Raw genomic sequence first — 16,634 nt, forward strand, 5'->3', positions numbered from 1 at the left:
GGGTCGGAAAGAAAACCGGGGGCGCCTGCACAGTGCAGGCGCTTGCCGGATCATTCCTCGTCTTCGTCGGTCATGCCCTCGGGCTTGTGGTGGGCAATGCCCTTGTGGCAGTCGATGCAGGTCATGTTGTCTTCGATGGCCATCTCGTGCTGCTTGCGGGCGCGTTGCTTCTGCTTCTCGGAATCCATGCTCTCGAAGCCATGGCAGTTGCGGCATTCGCGCGAGTCCGAAGCCTTCATCCGCGCCCATTCGCTGCGCGCCAGCGTCAGGCGCTTGGCTTCGAACTTCTCGGGCGTGGAAATGCTGCCGGTGAGCTTGCCCCATACTTCCCGCGAGGCCTGGACCTTGCGGATCATCTTGTGCGTCCAGTCCTTGGGCACGTGGCAGTCCGGACAGGTCGCACGCACACCGGTGCGGTTGTTGTAGTGGATGGTCTCTTTGTATTCCTGGTAGACGTTCTCCTCCATCTCGTGGCACGAGATGCAGAAGGTCTCGGTGTTGGTGGCTTCCAGCACGGTGTTGAAGCCGCCCCAGAGCAGCACGCCGAGCAGAATGCCGACAGACAAAAGGCCACCCAGCGAATACTTCGTGGAAGGCCGGCGCAGGCGGGCCATCAGGCCGCCGGAATCTTGTTGTTTGGAGCTGTCTCGATCTGTCATGGGACTCCCCTTGCGCCCCCGCGCCGAGGCGCGGGGGTTCGGGTCAATGATCGGCTAGGCGATCAATAAACGTCGTGCATCGTGTTGTAGACGTTGAACTTGCCGGTCGGCGTGACGACCTCGGGGTCGGTGATGACCTGCTTCACCTTCAAGGTCTTGTCGTCGTAGATGACGATTGCCGACTGGTCGGTCTTGCCGCCCCACAGCGAGATCCACACTTCGTCGCCCGCCTGGTTGTACTCGGGCTGCACCGCGCGGCGGATCGCCTTGCTTTCCGGCAGGCCGGAATCCTTGGCGACGTTGAGCTGCACCGGCTGCTTGGTCAGGTCGTTCATGTCGAACACATACACCGACTCGGCGATCTCACGCTCGGGGTTCATCGGCGCATCGGCCCAGAAGTGCTTGGACTTCGGATGCGTCTTGACGAACAGGTTGCCCGCGCCCGGCATCTTCAGTTCCTGCACGACCTTCCAGTTGTGCTCCTTGTACTTGGCGAACTTGGCATCCGCGGACGGCGTCGAGATCAGCGAGACGACTTCGTCGCCGAGGTGGCCGGTCGACCACACGGGGCCAAACTGCGGATGGACGAAGTTGGCGCCGCGACCCGGGTGAGGAATCTTCGCGGTGTCGACCAGCGCGGCCAGCTTGCCGGTATGGGTATCGACGGCCGCAACCTTGTTCGAGGCGTTGGCTGCCACCATGAAGTAGCGGCCCGAAGCATCCCAGCCGCCGTCATGCAGGAACTTGGCGGACTCGATGGTCGTCGTCTTCAGGTTCTTGATGTCGCTGTAGTCGACCAGCAGGATCATGCCGGTTTCCTTGACGTTGACCACCCACTCGGGCTTCTGCAGCGAAGCGACGATGGAGGCCACGCGCGGCTCGGGGTGGTAGTCGCCATCCACCGTCTGGCCGCGGGTCGAGACGACCTTGATCGGTTCGAGCGTCTCGCCGTCCATGATCGAGTACTGGGGCGGCCAGTAGGTACCGCCGATCAGGTACTTGTCTTCGTAGCCCTTGAACTTCGAGGTATCGACCGAGCGGGCGTCCGAACCCAGGCGCACCGTGGCGACGGTGGTGGGCTCTTCGTACCACATGTCGATGATGGTGGTCAGGCCGTCGCGGCCGACGGTATACACATAGCGGCCCGAAGCCGACAGGCGCGAGATATGCACCGCGTAGCCGGTGTCGAGGATCTTCCAGATCTTGTGGGTGTCGCCATCGACCAGAGCCAGCTTGCCCGCGTCACGCAGGGTGATCGCGAACACGTTGTTCAGGTTGATCTTGTTCATCTGCTTCTTCGGACGCTGATCGACCGGAACGATGAGCTTCCAGCTATCCTTCATGTCCTTGAGCGAGAACTCGGGCGGAATCGGCGGCTCGTTCTGGATGTAGCGCGCCATCAGGTTGATTTCTTCCGGCGTCAGAATGTCGTCGTAGTTGACCATGCCGCCTTCGGTACCGTAGGCGATGATCTTTTCCAGACGGTCGGTGCCCAGCTTCAGCGTGCCGCCTTCCATCTTGGTGCCGTCATCCAGAGTCTTGCTCCAGTGCGGCTCCAGGTTCTTGCCAGTGGCGCCCTTGCGCAGCACGCCATGGCAGCCGGCACAGCGTTCGAAGTAGCATCTGTTTCGCCTGCTCCATTTCCTCCGGAGTCATTTGCGGCGCTGTCTGCGCCCATGCGCTTCCCAGCGCCATCGGCAGAACCGCCAGCGCCAGGGTTTTTCCAATCCAGCTCTTGTTGTGCATTGCCCTCTCCTTAAGCACGGGACGTCGAAGTAACACTGCGGCGCCAGTATCGAATCGCACGTGCTCTCCGATCCTTGATTTGAGTTAATTTTCCCTACGGCTTGTACGGATAAAGTGCCGTCACACGTTCAGCAACGCCAAACCGTTGAGCGAATAAGCAAAATGGAATATTGAGGCCGCGCGTACACGCGGCTTTCGATCCCCTGTACAAGACGGAGTCGTCCATGCACGCAGCCACTCTTGCCCCCGCGGCCACCCCTCAATCCGTTCAGGCCGCATCCGCCCGCCAGCCGGGCGGCTACGAGGCATCAGGCCGGCCCGGTGCGCTGGCACCGCAACTGGAAGACGAGCACGATGCCGCCCTGCGCGGCTGTGTCCACCTGGTGGGCGCGGGCCCGGGCGACCCGGAGCTGCTGACGCTGAAGGCCGCGCGCCTGATCGAATCCGCCGAAGCGGTGGTCTACGACCATCTCGTCAGTCCGGCCGTGCTCAAGCTGATTCCACCGACGGCGCGGCGCGTCTATGCCGGCAAGGAAGCCGGCAACCACGCCCTGCCCCAGCACGAGATCAACCGTCTGCTGGTCGAACTGGCAAGCGAGGGCTTGCGCGTGGTGCGGCTCAAGGGCGGCGACCCCTTCATCTTCGGCCGCGGCGGTGAGGAAATGCAGGCGGTACAAGCCGCCGGGCTGCAGTGCGAAGTCGTCCCCGGCATCACCGCCGCAGCCGGCGCGGGCGCCGCCACCGGCATCCCGCTGACCCATCGCGAACATGCACAGACCCTGGTTTTCGCCACCGGGCACCTGAAGGACGACACCGTCGATCTCGACTGGGAAGCGCTCGCGCGGCCGAACCAGACCGTGGTCATCTACATGGGCCTGGGTGCACTGGACATCATCTGCCGCGAACTGGTCTTCCACGGCCTGCCGGCCGGCACCCCCGCAGCCGTCATCCACGGCGCCACGACCCCCGAACAGCGTAGCGTCTACAGCACGCTCGGCAAGCTGCCGGCAGCCGTCGTCGAAGCCGGCCTGCGCCCACCCGCGCTGATCATCGTCGGCGATGTCGTCGCCATCGGCCAGGCCGCGCTCCAGTCCGCCTGTACCCTGGCCGGGCAAAGCCTTGCTGCAATGCAATGACTGCACTGCGGCCATGGGTATAATCCGCGTTTCATGACCCTGACCCGCGGACATCGCCCATGGCCGAAGAAAACCAGTTTTTCCGCCCCGTAAGAGATTTCTGCCAGCGCCAGGTCATGACCTGCAGCGCGGGCGACAGCCTGGTGTCAGCCGTCGCAGTGATGCGCGAGCGCAACATCTCGAGCATGGTGGTGCTCGGCGACGGCTTGCCGCTGGGCATCTTCACCGACCGCGACCTGCGCAACAAGGTCGTCGCCCTCGGGTGCTCGCCGGCCGAACTGGCGGTGGGCGACATCATGCACTCGCCGCTGGCCACGATCGGCGAGGACGACATGCTGTACGAGGCGCTGTACCGCATGTCGCGGCTGAAGATCCACCGCCTGGTGGTGGTCGATGAACAGGGCGCGCTGGCCGGCATCATCACCGACACCGACATCCTGCGGCTGCAGTCGCACTCGCCGCACCAGCTCGTACTCGACATCGAGAAAGCCGCTTCGGTCGACGACCTGCGCGCGCTGCACACCCGCATCCAGGACCTGGTGCTGCACCTGTCCGGTACCGGCGTGCCGATCCGCGACATGGTCAAGCTGATCGCCCATCTCAACGACCAGGTCCTGATCCGCCTGATCGGACTGCTGCGCGCAGACAAGTACGCCGATCTCACCGACGGCTTCGCCTTCGTCGTCATGGGCAGCGAAGGGCGCGGCGAACAGACGCTGACCACCGACCAGGACAACGCCATCATCCATGACGACGCCCTGCCGCCCGCCGAGGTCGCCCGCCTGGAAGCCTTCTCGCACGACCTCATCGACGCCCTGATCTCGATCGGCGTGCCCCCCTGCAAGGGCGGCATCATGGCGCGCAATCCGGAGTGGCGGCGCAGCCTGTCCGGCTGGAAGACCGAACTCAATCGCTGGCTGACGACGCCGAAACCGGAAAACGTCATGACCGGCAGCATGTTCATGGACCTGCGCGCGCTGTACGGCCGCGACGACCTGGTTCATTCGCTCAGGGAACACGCTTTCGCGATGCTGGGCGCCGACCAGGGCTTCCTGATGCGCATGGCGCAGAACATGACCAACTTCCGGCCGCCGCTGGGCTGGTTCGGCAAGCTCAGGCTGGAAAAGGACGGCCCCCACCGCGGCAAGCTCGACGTCAAGAAGGCCGGCATCTTCGCCATCACCGACGGCGTCAAGGCGCTGGCGATGCAGGCACGCAAGCTCGACGGCAGCACCCACGACCGCATCGAGATGCTGGTCGAAGCCAACGTGATCAATCCGCAGGATGCCCGCAATCTGGTCGCGAGCTTCGACTTCCTGGTGACGGCGCGCCTGCGCGGCCAGGTCGATGCCCTGCGTGCCGGCGCCGAACCCAGCAACTACGTCACGCTGGAAAGCCTCAACACCATGCAGCAGGGCGAACTACGGCTGGCGCTCGAACAGGTGGCGAAGTTCCAGGACTTCATCAGGCACCACTTCCGCCTGCACCTGCTGCGCAACTGAGCCTGGCGCCGCCGCCCGGCGGCGCCCCTTCACACCACCGGGTCGGCATCCTGCACCGGGCTGCGGACCACGCACACCGCCGTCGCCCGCGGCACGATGCTACGCCCGCTCGCCTCGACCGTCGCCCGGGTGAAGGCGGCGCCGAACAGCAGGATCAGCGACGAGTAATTCACCCACATCAGCAGCAGCACCAGCGAACCCGCCGCGCCGTAGGACGACGCCGTGGCGGTCGTCGACAGGTACAGCGCGATCAGCGATCGCCCCAGCACGAACAGCAGCGCAGTCACCAGCGCCCCCAGCCAGACGTCGCGCCAGCCCAGCACCACGTCCGGCAGCACGCGGAAGATGGCGCCGAACAGCAAGGTGATGACGACGAGCGACACCGCCCAGTCCACCCCCAGCAGCACGAAGCCGGGCACCGGCAGCCAGTCCTGCGCAAAGGCCACCACCGTCCGCATCGCCACGCTCAGCGCCAGCGACACCAGCAGCACGAAGCCGATCGCCAGCACCACGGTCAACGACAGCAGGCGTGTCTTCACGTAATTGACGATGCCGCTGCGCGTGGGCCTCGGCGCCACGCTCCAAATCGCGTTCAGCGCGCCCTGCATCTGGGCGAACACCGTCGTCGCGCCGAAGATCATCGCACCAAAGCCGGCGATGGTCGGCAGCAGGCCGCTGTGCTGGATGCGGCTGTTCTCCACCGCGGTCTGCACTGCGGTCGCCGCCTCGACGCCGATGGCCGCCTGAAGCTGCTGCACGATCTCGCCCTGCGCCGCGCGTTCCCCCAGCACCAAGCCGACGATGCTCACCGCCACGATCATCACCGGCGCCACCGAGAACACGGTGAAGAACGCCAGCGCCGCCGCATGCACGAACACCTGCGCATCCAGCCACACGCGCACCGTGGTCTTCGCCACATCGACCCAATACTGCACCCAAGCCTTCATCGGGGAGGTTCCATCAAGTTGAGCATGAGGACCATTTAGCGCATCGAAGCGGGTGGAAGCAAGCCTTGGCCGCACATCGACTGCGGTAAACTCCCGCGCATCGAACACTCACCGCAACCGGAGCCCCCGATGAGCCTGCTGGCCCAACTGAAGAAAGATTCCCTGCTTGCGCGCAAAGCCGCCGACAAGGTCCGCGCCACCCTGCTGAGCACCCTGATCGGCGAGGCCGAGATGGTCGGCAAGAACGCGGGCAACCGCGAAAGCACCGACGACGAGGTGCAGCAAACCATCCGCAAGTTCCTGAAGAACAACCAGGAAGCACTCGGCGTGATCCAGGACGCCGACCGCCGCGCAGTGCTCGAGCAGGAATCCGCCATCCTGACCGCCTACCTGCCACCGATGGCGAGCGAGGAAGAAGTGAAGGCTTTCATCGCCGACACCGTCGCCGGCCTCGCCGAGCGCTCGCCCAAGCAGATGGGTGTGGTGATGGGTGCGCTGAAAGCGAAGTTCGGCACCGGCTTCGACGCCAAGCAGGCCAACGCCTGGGTGAAGGAAGCGCTGGGCTGAGCGCCCCCTGGTCAGTGCAATGCCGCGTGGATCTGCTCGGCGAGCTTGCGGCTGACGCCATCCACGCGGCACAGGTCTTCCACCGTGGCATCGCGCACGCCGTCCAGGCCGCCGAAAGCGGCGAGCAGGTTACGGCGGCGCGAGGGGCCGACGCCGGGGATGTCTTCCAGTTTCGAGCCGATGCGCGCCTTGCCGCGCGCCGCGCGGTGGCCGGTGATGGCGAAGCGGTGGGCCTCGTCACGGATCTCGACGATCAGGTGCAAGGCCGCCGATTCGCCGCCTAGCGCAAGGCCTTCGCGGCCGTCGGGGAAGATCAGCGTCTCCAGGCCGGCCTTGCGGCCCTCGCCTTTCGCCACACCGACCATCGCCACCGACTCCAGGCCGATGTCGGCCAGGGTTTCGCGCGCGGCGCTGACCTGGCCCTTGCCGCCGTCGATCAGGATCAGGTCGGGACAGATACCTTCTCCCGCCGCGACCTTGCCGTAGCGCTTCTCCAGCGCCTGGCGCATCGCCGCGTAGTCGTCGCCGGGCGTGATGCCGCTGATGTTGTAGCGGCGGTATTCGGCCCGCTTCATCGCGCCGGCCTCGCACACCACGCATGAGGCCACCGTGGCTTCGCCCATGGTGTGGCTGATGTCGAAGCACTCGATGCGCTGCGGTGCTTCGTCGATGCCGAGCGCGACCCGCAGGGCTTCGAGGCGCTGCTCGATGCGGCCGGCGTCGCGCGCACGCGCCTGGATCGCCAGCCGGGCATTCTTCTCGGCCATCTCCATCCAGGCCTTTTCCGCGGCGAAGCGCGGCACCACCACGCCGGGCGGGCGATCGGTGATCTCGGCCATCGCCTCGCGCACCGGTTCCGGCCGCAGGTTGACCAGGATGCGGGCCGGGATCGGGTGCAGGCCGTAGTGCTGCTCGACGAAAGCCAGCAGGCAGTCGGCCGCGCCCGACGACGCGCCGCCGCTGGGAAACTGCGGCCGATCGCCGAGATGGCGGCCACCGCGCACCATGGCGATATTCACACAGGTGAGGCCGTCCTCCTCGACCGCGGCGAGGATGTCGACGTCCTCGTCCTTGCGGCTGTCGACGAACTGCTTGTGCAGCACCGCCTGCAGCATGCGGATCTGGTCGCGGCAGGCGGCGGCTTCCTCGAAAGCCAGGCGCTCGGACGCTGCGTGCATGCGCGACGTGAGATCGTCGATGACTTCGCTGGTCTGGCCGTCGAGGAAACGGGTGGCGAGCCTGACGTCGGCCGCATAGGCTTCGGCGTCGATCAGGCCGACACAGGGCGCGGTACAGCGCTTGATCTGGTGCAGCAGACAGGGCCGCGAGCGATTGGCGAAGACGCTGTCCTCGCAGGTGCGCAGCTGGAAAGTCTTCTGCAGCAGATGGATGCTTTCGCGCACCGCCCAGGCATTGGGGAAAGGCCCGAAGTAGCGCGCCCGCCGGGCGAGCGCCCCGCGGTGGTAGGCGAGGCGCGGGAATTCGTCGGCGGAGAGTTCGATGTAGGGATAGGTCTTGTCGTCGCGGAACAGGATGTTGTAGCGCGGCGCCAGGCTCTTGATGAGGTTGTTCTCCAGCAGCAGCGCTTCGGCCTCGGAGCGCGTGGCGGTGACGTCGACGCGCTGGATCTGCGCGACCATCATCGCGATGCGCGGGCTGGAGAGCGTCTTCTGGAAGTAGCTGGAGACGCGGCGCTTGAGGTTCTTGGCCTTGCCGACGTAGAGCACCTTGTCGTCCGCGCCGATCATGCGATAGACGCCCGGCTCCTCGGTGAGGGTACGCAGAAAGCTCTTGGCGTCGAAGGTGGGAGAGATGGGCGTCGGCTCGGTCATTTCATCCATGCTGTACGGCAGTCAGGATACGAAACTGCGGGATGAGGTTGATCCATGCAGAAGGCTCGAAGACGGGTCTGGCGAAATATTAACCCTGCTTGCGCAGGATTTCGGTGCGCTGCTCGCCGATGGTGGCGGCAGTCATCGCCGGTACGGCGCCGGCGACATCGTCCGGAATCGCCGCCACGGCCTGCCGCGCCTGGACATAGGCGGGATGCAGTTCGAGCGCGAAAGGATCGGCCAGCCAGGCGGGACACGCGGTGGCGGGCACGATCGCCGCCAGCCGGGCGAGATTTTCCGCATCGGGCAGCGGTGCCCAGCGGTCGAGCAGCTCGGCGGCGAGGTCGGGCCGGTTGCAGACGAGCAGCATGTCGCAGCCGGCTTCGTAGGCGGCCTTGGCACGACCGACGATGTCGCCGGCGACGCGGGCGCCTTCCATGTTCAGGTCGTCGCTGAAGACCACGCCCTGAAAGCCGAGCCGCGTGCGCAGCACGTCCTTGAGCCAGAACGGCGAAAAACCCGCCGGCTGCGGCTCGGCGCTGGGATCGGCATTCGGGTAGATGACGTGGGCAGGCATCACCCCGGCGAGCTGGCGGCCGAGGCGGTGGCGGTAAGGGGCGATGTCTTCGTTCCAGAGCGTGTCGAAGTCGCGCGCATCCACCGGCACCTCGTGGTGCGAATCGGCCTCGACGAAGCCATGGCCGGGAAAGTGCTTGCCGACCGCCCCCATGCCGGCCTGTGCCATGCCGGCGACCACCGCCTGCGCCAGCGCGGCGACCACCTGCGGATCTCGGTGGAAGGCGCGGTTGCCGATGGCACGACAGGTACCGTAGTCGAGATCGAGCACCGGCGCGAAGCTGAGATCGACGCCGTGGGCACGCAACTCGGCCGCCAGCACGAAACCGGCGGCTCGCGCAGCATCGAGCGCGGCAGCGTGATCCTGCTCCCACGAGGCACCGAGGCAACGCATCGACGGCAGACGGGTGAAGCCATCCGAGCGAAAGCGCTGCACCCGGCCGCCTTCGTGATCGACCGCGATGATCAGCGCCGGATCGCGCAGCGCACGGATGTCGGCGGTCAGCGCACGCAACTGCTCCGAGCCGGTGTAGTTGCGCGCGAACAGGATCACCCCGCCGACCAGCGGATCGAGCAGGCGCTCGCGTTCTTCGTCGGTCAGCGCGGTGCCGGCGACGTCGATCATGACCGGGCCGCGGGGAAGCGAAACGGGGAAAATCATAGCGAAAAGCCTCATCAGGGGGCGGACGTGTCGTTGCGGTTCAGCTCAGGGACCGCGCCATCCATTCACCGCACGATATGCGATGAGAGCGCCAATCGCCGCATATCGCTCCCGGGTGTGGCTAGGGTGGCAGCCTCAGCCGGGATGCACGTCCGCCAGTTTTTCGATCACCGCGAAAGCCACCACCGTATCACCTTCGTCACTGATGCTCAGGTGCGCACGCAAGCCCTTGTCGCGCATGTGGGCGGCGAGGCGTTCGTCGTAGCGGTAGCCGGGCTTGCCGAGTGCATCGTGGCCGACCGCAACCGCGTGCAGCGTGGCGGGCACGGCGACGCCGGTGCCGAGCGCCTTGCCGAAAGCCTCCTTGGCGGCGAAGCGCTTGGCGAGGAAGCGCGCGGGGTCGCGGTGGGCGCGCCAGGCCTCGACTTCGGAGGCGGCGAGGATGCGCAGCGCGAAGCGATCGCCATGGCGTTCGAGCGCGTCGCGCACGCGCTGCACGTGCGCGATGTCGGTACCGATGCCGTGGATCACGCCGCCCTGCCCGTTCAGGCCGCCTGCGCGGCTTCGCGCATCAGCCGCTTCATTTCGGCCACGGCCTGGCGCAGGCCGACGAAGACCGAGCGGCTGACGATGGCGTGGCCGATGTGCAGTTCGCGGATGCCGTGCAGGCGGGCGATCGGGCCGACGTTGTAGTAGTTGAGCGCATGGCCGGCGTTGAAGCGCATTCCGAGCCGGCGCACCGCTTCACCAGCCTCGCGGACCTTGGCGAGTTCGGCCAGCACTGCCGGCGATTCGGCATCGCGGCCGGCGGCATGGAAGGCATGGGCATAAGGGCCGGTGTGGATTTCGCAGACGCGCGCACCGATGCGTTCGGCGGCTTCGATCTGCCCGATCTCGGCGTCGATGAACACGCTGGTGACGATGCCGGCGTCGGCCAGGCGGGCGATGACGTCCTTCAGCCGTGCTTCCTGGGCGACGATGTCCAGCCCGCCTTCGGTAGTCACTTCGTGGCGGCCTTCGGGCACCAGCATCGCCATTTCCGGTTTCGTGCGGCAGGCGATGCCGACCATCTCGTCGGTCGCCGCCATTTCCAGGTTGAGCTTGACCTGGGTCAGCTCGCGCAGCCGGCGCACGTCGTCGTCGTTGATGTGGCGGCGGTCTTCGCGCAGGTGGATGGTGATGCCGTCCGCGCCGCCGAGGTGGGCTTCGACGCCCGCCCATACCGGATCGGGTTCCCAGGTGCGGCGCGCCTGGCGCAGCGTGGCGACGTGGTCGATGTTGACGCCGAGTTCGATCATCAAAGCTCCTGCAATTCCTTCAGCACCCGGCGCGACTGCAAGGGCTGGCCGCCCAGGGTGTGGTTGATCAGCATGCGCAGCAACTGCTTGGACTGGGCCAGCGTCTCTGCACGGGAGAAGTCGTCGACGGCCATGTCGAGCAGGGTCCGGCCGGACAGCAGCGGCTGCTCGCCCAGCGCAGCAGCGCCTTCGCCGCCGCTGTCGCGGATTTCCTCTTCGAGGGCTTCCAGCCGGACCGGGCCGCGTTCGATTATATAAAAGTAGCGCCCCTCGGGCCGCACCGCCTCGCCGCTGTCGGCCTCGTGCTCCAGGCCGGCCTCGTAGCCGAGGTCCTGCAGCAGCGCGAGCTCGAAGCGGCGCAGGATGGGCGGTTCCGGCTCGCCGCGGCCGAGTGCGCGCACCGCTTCGGCGTAGGCGGCGAACAGGCGCGGATGGGGATCTTCACGCGCGGTCAGGCGCACCAGCAGTTCATTGAGGTAATAACCGCAGATCAGCGCCCGGCCGCTCAGCAGCGGCTGTCCGCCCTGCCATTCGGCGCGCACCAGGGTCTTGACCTCGCCGCCGCCCGACCAGTCCATCAGCAGCGGCTGGAAAGCCATCAGCACGCCGCGCAGCTGCGAATGCGGCCGCCGCGCCCCCTTGGCGACCAGCGCGACGCGGCCGTGGTCGCGCGAAAACACCTCGACGATCAGGCTGGTCTCGCGCCAGGGATAGGTGTGCAGCACCCAGGCCGTCTGCTGCTCGACACGCTGCTTGGGGGCTGCCATCAGCGAACGCTACCGGCTACTCGTAGCCGAGGCTCTTCAGCGCACGCTCGTCGTCGGCCCAGCCACTCTTGACCTTGACCCAGACTTCGAGGAAGACCTTGCCGTCGAACAGCTTCTCAAGCTCGACACGGGCTTCGGACGAGATGCGCTTGAGCCTTTCGCCGCCGCGGCCGATCACCATCGCCTTGTGACCCGGCTTGTCGACGATCACCGCCGCATGGATGCGGCGCAGCCGGCCTTCGACCTCGAACTTCTCGATCTCGACGGCGATGCCGTAAGGCAGCTCGTCGCCGAGCAGGCGGAAGAGCTTTTCGCGGAGGAATTCGGAGGCGAGGAAGCGCTCGCTGCGGTCGGTGATCTCGTCTTCCTCGTACATCGGCGCACCAGTCGGCAGCAGCGGCGTGGCGGCCTTGATCAGCTCGGCTACGTTGCGGCCCTTCTCCGCCGACAGCGGCACGATCTCGGTGAAGTCGCGCAACTGGCGTACTTCGTCGATGAAGGGCAACAGACGGGCCTTGTCCTTCAACTGGTCGACCTTGTTGATGACCAGGATCACCTTGGATTCCCCGGGAATCACCGACAGCACCTTGCGGTCGTCGTCGCTGCAGCGGCCGGCCTCGATGACGAAGAACACCAAGTCGACGTCGGCCAGCACCTGCGACACGGTGCGGTTCATCGAGCGGTTCAACGCATTGCGGTGATGGGTCTGGAAACCGGGCGTGTCGACGAAGACGAACTGCGCATCGGCTTCGGTGAGGATGCCGGTGACGCGGTGACGGGTAGTCTGCGCCTTGCTGGAGACGATGCTGATCTTCTGCCCGATCAGGCGATTGAGCAGGGTCGATTTGCCGACGTTGGGGCGGCCGACGATGGCGACGAAGCCGGTGCGGAAACCGCCCCCGCCTGTTGCCCTTCCTCTTGTCGGCCTTGATCGTGTTGCTGTTCGTTCATTTCGCCCTCAAGGCTGTCAGTGCGAGTTCGGCCGACTGCTGCTCGGCGATGCGGCGGCTGGGGCCGCGGCCGAGCGTGCGGATGCCGAATTTCGGCACTTCGCACGCCACTTCGAATTCCTGCGCATGCGCGTCGCCGAGCGCCTGCACCATCACATAGGCCGGCAGCGCAACCTTGCGCGCCTGCAGCCATTCCTGCAAGGCCGTCTTGGGGTCCTTGTTCGGCCGGCGCGGATCGACTTCGGCCAGCAGCGGCACGTACAGGCGGTCGATGACCGCTTTGGCGGCGTCGAAGCCGCCATCCAGGAACACTGCGGCGAATACCGCTTCGAGCGCATCGGCCAGGATCGACGGCCGGCTGGCGCCGCCGGACTTCAGCTCGCCTTCGCCGAGGCGCAGGGCTTCGCCGAGGTCGAGCTCGCGCGCGATGCGGTAAAGCGCGTCCTGCCGCACCAGCGAGGCGCGCACCCGCGACAGCTCGCCTTCGCGCAGTTGTTCGAAGCGGGCGAACAGCGCCATCGACATCACGCAGTTGAGGATGCTGTCGCCGAGGAACTCGAAGCGCTCGTTGTTGGGCTGGCCGAAGCTGCGGTGCGTCAGCGCTTCGGTCAGCAGCCTGGTGTCGGCGAAACGATGGCCCAGCCGGTTCTGCAAGGTTTCCAGCGTCATGCGGTCAACGCGCCTTGCTGCTGACGTGGAACTCGATCAGCAGGCTGACATTGGCGACCATCGGCACCACGCGCTCGTAATCGACTTCGATGACGGTCTGGTTGCCTTCCTTGGCAATGTCGAGGTCCGTCGCGATCACCGACGACACGTCGTCGACCTCGGCGCGGCGGCTGAAGCTCTGCCGCAGTTCGGCCGGGCTCGCGCCATTGTCGCCCTCGGTGGCGAGCACGCCGACGATGCGCTGGATCGCCATGTATTCGGTGATCGCCGGTACCGTGCGGAAAACCATCAGCAGCGCGAACACGCCGATGGCCCCGAACAGCAGCACGCCGATCAGGCTGACGCCGCGTTGATGTTTCAAGCCCATGCCCGTCTCCCTCAGTGGAAGCTGCCGATACGCTTCATGTCGTTGAAGTTGAACCAGATGAAGAAGGCCTTGCCGACGATGTTCTCTTCCGGCACGAAGCCCCATACCCGGCTGTCGGCGCTGGCGTCGCGATTGTCGCCGAGCACGAAATAATGCCCCGCCGGCACGGTGCAGGCCACGCCGCGGTTGGTGTAGGTGCAGTTCTCGCGCTGCGGGAAGTTCATCACCTGCGGGATATGGGCCGGCGCTTCGCGTTCGATCAGCAGCGAATGCTCGACCGCGCCCAGCTTCTCGGTGAATTGCGGCGAGTAGTACAGCCGGTCAGGATGCAGATAGCTGCCCGTCTCGGCGACGGGCACGGCCTCGCCGTTGATCGTCAGCCGCTTGTCGAGGTATTCGACGCGATCGCCCGGCAGGCCGACGACGCGCTTGATGTAGTCCAGCGAGGGATCGGCCGGGTAGCGGAACACCATCACGTCGCCGCGCTGCGGCAGGTTGACGTCGATGACCTTCTTGTTGATCACCGGCAGGCGGATGCCGTAGGTCCATTTGTTGACCAGGATGAAGTCGCCCACCAGCAGGGTCGGGATCATCGAGCCGGACGGAATCTTGAACGGCTCGACGACGAAGGAACGCAGGCCGAACACGATCAGGATCACCGGGAAGAAGCTGGCGCCGTACTCGACCCACCACGGCGCGGGTGCGTTGGCGGGGCGCTGCTTGCGGGCATGAAAGCGATCGAAGAACCACAGGACGCCGCTGACGACCAGCAGCAGGAAAAGGATGAGGGCGAAATTCATATGTTGTCCGTCACTTGCCTTCGTCGGTGCGCAGCACCGCCAGGAAGGCCTCCTGGGGAATCTCGACGTTGCCGACCTGCTTCATGCGCTTCTTGCCTTCCTTCTGCTTCTCGAGCAGTTTCTTCTTGCGCGTGATGTCGCCGCCGTAGCACTTGGCGAGCACGTTCTTGCGCAAGGCCTTGATCGTCTCGCGGGCGATGATATGGGCGCCGATCGCCGCCTGCACCGGCACGTCGAACATCTGGCGCGGGATCAGGCCGCGCAGCTTGGCGGCCAGTTCGCGGCCGCGGTACTGCGCGCTGGCACGGTGCACGATCACCGACAGCGCATCGACCTTCTCGCCACCGACCATCAGGTCGAGCTTGACCAGGTCGGCCGTGCGGTACTCCTTGAAATCGTAGTCGAGCGAAGCGTAGCCGCGCGACACCGATTTCAGCTTGTCGAAGAAGTCCATCACGACTTCGTTCATCGGCAGTTCGTAGATCAGCTGCACCTGGCGGCCGTGGTAGCGCATGTCGACCTGGTTGCCGCGCTTCTGGTTGCACAGCGTGATCACCGGACCGACGTAGTCCTGCGGCAGGAAGATCGTGGCGGTGATGATCGGTTCGCGGATTTCCTGGTATTTGCCCGAATCGGGCAGCTTGGCCGGGTTCTCGACGTGGATCACCGAACCGTCGTTCAGCACCACTTCGTACACCACCGTCGGCGCGGTGGTGATCAGGTCCATGTCGAACTCGCGCTCCAGCCGCTCCTGCACGATGTCCATGTGCAGCAGGCCGAGGAAACCGCAACGGAAGCCGAAGCCCAGCGCCTGCGACACTTCCGGCTCGAACTGCAGCGAAGCGTCGTTGAGCCGCAGCTTCTCGAGCGAATCGCGCAACTGGTCGTATTCGGACGACTCGACCGGATACAGGCCGGCGAACACCTGCGGCTTGATTTCCTTGAAGCCGGGCAGCGGCTCGGCGGCCTTGCGGTTCGCCAGCGTCACCGTGTCGCCGACCTTGGCGGCTTCCAGCTCCTTGATGCCGGCGATGATGAAGCCCACCTCGCCCGCGCAGAGCTGGTCGCGCGCGACCGAGCGCGGCGTGAACACACCGACCTGGTCGCAGGGATACTGCGCGCCGGTCGACATCAGCAGGATGCGGTCCTTGGGCTTGAGCACGCCATCAATCACCCGCACCAGCATCACCACGCCGACGTAGTTGTCGAACCAGGAATCGATGATCAGCGCCTTCAGCGGTCCGTCGATGTCGCCCTTGGGTACAGGCACCCGCGCGACGATGGCTTCGAGCACGTCCTCCACACCCAGGCCGGTCTTGGCCGAGCACAGGATGGCCTCGGAAGCATCCACGCCGATGACGTCCTCGATCTCGCTGCGCGCATTGTCGGGGTCGGCCGCCGGCAGGTCGATCTTGTTCAGCACCGGCACCACTTCGACGTCCAGGTCGAGCGCGGTGTAGCAGTTCGCCACCGTCTGCGCCTCGACCCCCTGCGAAGCGTCGACCACCAGCAGCGCGCCCTCGCAGGCGGCAAGCGAGCGGCTGACCTCATAGGAAAAGTCGACGTGTCCCGGCGTGTCGATCAGGTTCAGGTTGTAGACCTGCCCATCCTTGGCCTTGTAGCTCAGCGCAGCCGTCTGCGCCTTGATCGTGATGCCGCGTTCGCGCTCGATGTCCATCGAGTCGAGCACCTGCGCCTCCATCTCGCGGTCGGACAGGCCGCCGCAGAAGTGGATGAGTCGGTCGGCCAGGGTCGATTTGCCGTGGTCGATGTGGGCGATGATGGAGAAGTTTCTGATGTGGTTCATGCGAAACGAAAAGGGTGCCTTGCAGCACCCGTTTTCGGAATGGTTGGCGTCGTCAAGCCCGCGATTCTAGCGGAAAACCGTCACGTCAAGCGCACTCCCCCATCCATGCACGGGCAAGAGGCCGGAGTGATGGATCTGCTTGACGGCAATGCCATTCGGCAGCACCTTCCGCACCGCAAGCGACAGTCCGGGGTCGTGAGTCGTCGCTTGCGCCATATTTTCCCAATGGCATAATCCGTCGATCTCATGACGGTGTATTGCCATGTCCACCACACCGCACGACAGCACGTACAAGGATATCTTCTCGCATCCAGCGATCGTCGAAGCGCTGTTGCGCGGCTTCGTGCATG

The 16,634-nt window shown here is 65.6% G+C and carries 16 protein-coding genes and 1 pseudogene; 3 read left to right on the forward strand and 14 right to left on the reverse strand.

Annotation, left to right across the window (positions count from 1 at the left end; all coding sequences use genetic code 11):
- Positions 1-50: 50 nt before the first annotated feature.
- A complete protein-coding gene (locus AAFL97_RS12760; protein ID WP_341647156.1) occupies positions 51-614 on the reverse strand; it encodes a NapC/NirT family cytochrome c in 564 nt (187 codons plus the stop codon).
- Between the two features lie 107 nt (positions 615-721).
- Positions 722-2,405 (reverse strand): annotated as a pseudogene (locus AAFL97_RS12765) (cytochrome D1 domain-containing protein).
- Positions 2,406-2,629: 224 nt separating this feature from the next.
- Here AAFL97_RS12765 and cobA point away from each other — a divergent pair.
- The gene (gene cobA / locus AAFL97_RS12770; RefSeq protein ID WP_341645242.1) at positions 2,630-3,541 is read left to right on the forward strand and encodes a uroporphyrinogen-III C-methyltransferase; all 912 of its coding nucleotides are present in this window, start codon (positions 2,630-2,632) and stop codon (positions 3,539-3,541) included.
- 59 nt (positions 3,542-3,600) lie between these two features.
- Complete coding sequence (locus AAFL97_RS12775; RefSeq protein WP_341645243.1) at positions 3,601-5,043, forward strand: putative nucleotidyltransferase substrate binding domain-containing protein; 1,443 nt, start codon at positions 3,601-3,603, stop codon at positions 5,041-5,043.
- A gap of 29 nt (positions 5,044-5,072) precedes the next feature.
- Here AAFL97_RS12775 and AAFL97_RS12780 read toward each other — a convergent pair whose 3' ends face one another.
- Positions 5,073-5,990 (reverse strand): YihY/virulence factor BrkB family protein, encoded by a 918-nt coding sequence (locus AAFL97_RS12780; RefSeq protein ID WP_341645244.1) that lies wholly within the window; start codon positions 5,988-5,990, stop codon positions 5,073-5,075.
- Positions 5,991-6,119: 129 nt separating this feature from the next.
- Here AAFL97_RS12780 and AAFL97_RS12785 point away from each other — a divergent pair, with 129 nt between their 5' ends.
- Positions 6,120-6,557 (forward strand): GatB/YqeY domain-containing protein, encoded by a 438-nt coding sequence (locus AAFL97_RS12785; protein WP_341645245.1) that lies wholly within the window; start codon positions 6,120-6,122, stop codon positions 6,555-6,557.
- Between the two features lie 11 nt (positions 6,558-6,568).
- On the opposite strand, the gene uvrC is transcribed toward AAFL97_RS12785, so the two are convergent.
- From uvrC to AAFL97_RS12840, 11 genes are all read right to left on the reverse strand, one after another.
- Positions 6,569-8,389 carry an excinuclease ABC subunit UvrC gene (uvrC, locus tag AAFL97_RS12790; RefSeq protein ID WP_341647157.1) on the reverse strand — a complete coding sequence of 607 codons (1,821 nt, stop codon included), beginning with the start codon at positions 8,387-8,389 and terminating at the stop codon, positions 6,569-6,571.
- An 88-nt stretch (positions 8,390-8,477) separates the two neighbouring features.
- Entirely contained in the window at positions 8,478-9,590 is a 1,113-nt protein-coding gene (gene nagZ / locus AAFL97_RS12795; protein ID WP_341645246.1) for a beta-N-acetylhexosaminidase, read from the reverse strand.
- 171 nt (positions 9,591-9,761) lie between these two features.
- The gene (acpS, locus tag AAFL97_RS12800; protein ID WP_341645247.1) at positions 9,762-10,157 is read right to left on the reverse strand and encodes a holo-ACP synthase; all 396 of its coding nucleotides are present in this window, start codon (positions 10,155-10,157) and stop codon (positions 9,762-9,764) included.
- A 14-nt stretch (positions 10,158-10,171) separates the two neighbouring features.
- Positions 10,172-10,924 carry a pyridoxine 5'-phosphate synthase gene (locus AAFL97_RS12805; protein WP_341645248.1) on the reverse strand — a complete coding sequence of 251 codons (753 nt, stop codon included), beginning with the start codon at positions 10,922-10,924 and terminating at the stop codon, positions 10,172-10,174.
- Positions 10,924-11,691, reverse strand: coding sequence for a DNA repair protein RecO (gene recO / locus AAFL97_RS12810; protein ID WP_341645249.1), 768 nt, complete (start codon positions 11,689-11,691; stop codon positions 10,924-10,926). Before recO ends, AAFL97_RS12805 begins: the two co-directional genes overlap by 1 nt.
- Positions 11,692-11,707: 16 nt before the next feature.
- A complete protein-coding gene (gene era / locus AAFL97_RS12815) occupies positions 11,708-12,562 on the reverse strand; it encodes a GTPase Era (protein ID WP_341647158.1) in 855 nt (284 codons plus the stop codon).
- 76 nt (positions 12,563-12,638) lie between these two features.
- Complete coding sequence (gene rnc / locus AAFL97_RS12820) at positions 12,639-13,310, reverse strand: ribonuclease III (RefSeq protein WP_341645250.1); 672 nt, start codon at positions 13,308-13,310, stop codon at positions 12,639-12,641.
- A 4-nt stretch (positions 13,311-13,314) separates the two neighbouring features.
- Positions 13,315-13,677: a DUF4845 domain-containing protein gene (locus AAFL97_RS12825; protein ID WP_341645251.1), complete on the reverse strand. Its 363-nt coding sequence runs from the start codon at positions 13,675-13,677 to the stop codon at positions 13,315-13,317.
- Positions 13,678-13,688: 11 nt separating this feature from the next.
- Positions 13,689-14,477 carry a signal peptidase I gene (gene lepB / locus AAFL97_RS12830; protein WP_341645252.1) on the reverse strand — a complete coding sequence of 263 codons (789 nt, stop codon included), beginning with the start codon at positions 14,475-14,477 and terminating at the stop codon, positions 13,689-13,691.
- Positions 14,478-14,487: 10 nt separating this feature from the next.
- A complete protein-coding gene (gene lepA / locus AAFL97_RS12835) occupies positions 14,488-16,284 on the reverse strand; it encodes a translation elongation factor 4 (RefSeq protein WP_263460011.1) in 1,797 nt (598 codons plus the stop codon).
- Positions 16,285-16,350: 66 nt separating this feature from the next.
- Positions 16,351-16,578 carry a hypothetical protein gene (locus AAFL97_RS12840; RefSeq protein ID WP_341645253.1) on the reverse strand — a complete coding sequence of 76 codons (228 nt, stop codon included), beginning with the start codon at positions 16,576-16,578 and terminating at the stop codon, positions 16,351-16,353.
- Positions 16,579-16,634 lie beyond the last annotated feature (56 nt).

This window comes from Thauera sp. SDU_THAU2, from assembly GCF_038260575.1.
GTDB lineage: Bacteria > Pseudomonadota > Gammaproteobacteria > Burkholderiales > Rhodocyclaceae > Thauera.

Coding starts and splice junctions, on each gene's coding strand:
- AAFL97_RS12760 (WP_341647156.1), bottom strand. CDS start 614: ATGGCCCGCCTGCGCCGGCCTTCCACGAAGTATTCGCTGGGTGGCCTT.
- cobA (WP_341645242.1), top strand. CDS start 2,630: ATGCACGCAGCCACTCTTGCCCCCGCGGCCACCCCTCAATCCGTTCAG.
- AAFL97_RS12775 (WP_341645243.1), top strand. CDS start 3,601: ATGGCCGAAGAAAACCAGTTTTTCCGCCCCGTAAGAGATTTCTGCCAG.
- AAFL97_RS12780 (WP_341645244.1), bottom strand. CDS start 5,990: ATGAAGGCTTGGGTGCAGTATTGGGTCGATGTGGCGAAGACCACGGTG.
- AAFL97_RS12785 (WP_341645245.1), top strand. CDS start 6,120: ATGAGCCTGCTGGCCCAACTGAAGAAAGATTCCCTGCTTGCGCGCAAA.
- uvrC (WP_341647157.1), bottom strand. CDS start 8,389: ATGACCGAGCCGACGCCCATCTCTCCCACCTTCGACGCCAAGAGCTTT.
- nagZ (WP_341645246.1), bottom strand. CDS start 9,590: ATGATCGACGTCGCCGGCACCGCGCTGACCGACGAAGAACGCGAGCGC.
- AAFL97_RS12805 (WP_341645248.1), bottom strand. CDS start 10,924: ATGATCGAACTCGGCGTCAACATCGACCACGTCGCCACGCTGCGCCAG.
- recO (WP_341645249.1), bottom strand. CDS start 11,691: ATGGCAGCCCCCAAGCAGCGTGTCGAGCAGCAGACGGCCTGGGTGCTG.
- rnc (WP_341645250.1), bottom strand. CDS start 13,310: ATGACGCTGGAAACCTTGCAGAACCGGCTGGGCCATCGTTTCGCCGAC.
- AAFL97_RS12825 (WP_341645251.1), bottom strand. CDS start 13,677: ATGGGCTTGAAACATCAACGCGGCGTCAGCCTGATCGGCGTGCTGCTG.
- lepB (WP_341645252.1), bottom strand. CDS start 14,477: ATGAATTTCGCCCTCATCCTTTTCCTGCTGCTGGTCGTCAGCGGCGTC.
- lepA (WP_263460011.1), bottom strand. CDS start 16,284: ATGAACCACATCAGAAACTTCTCCATCATCGCCCACATCGACCACGGC.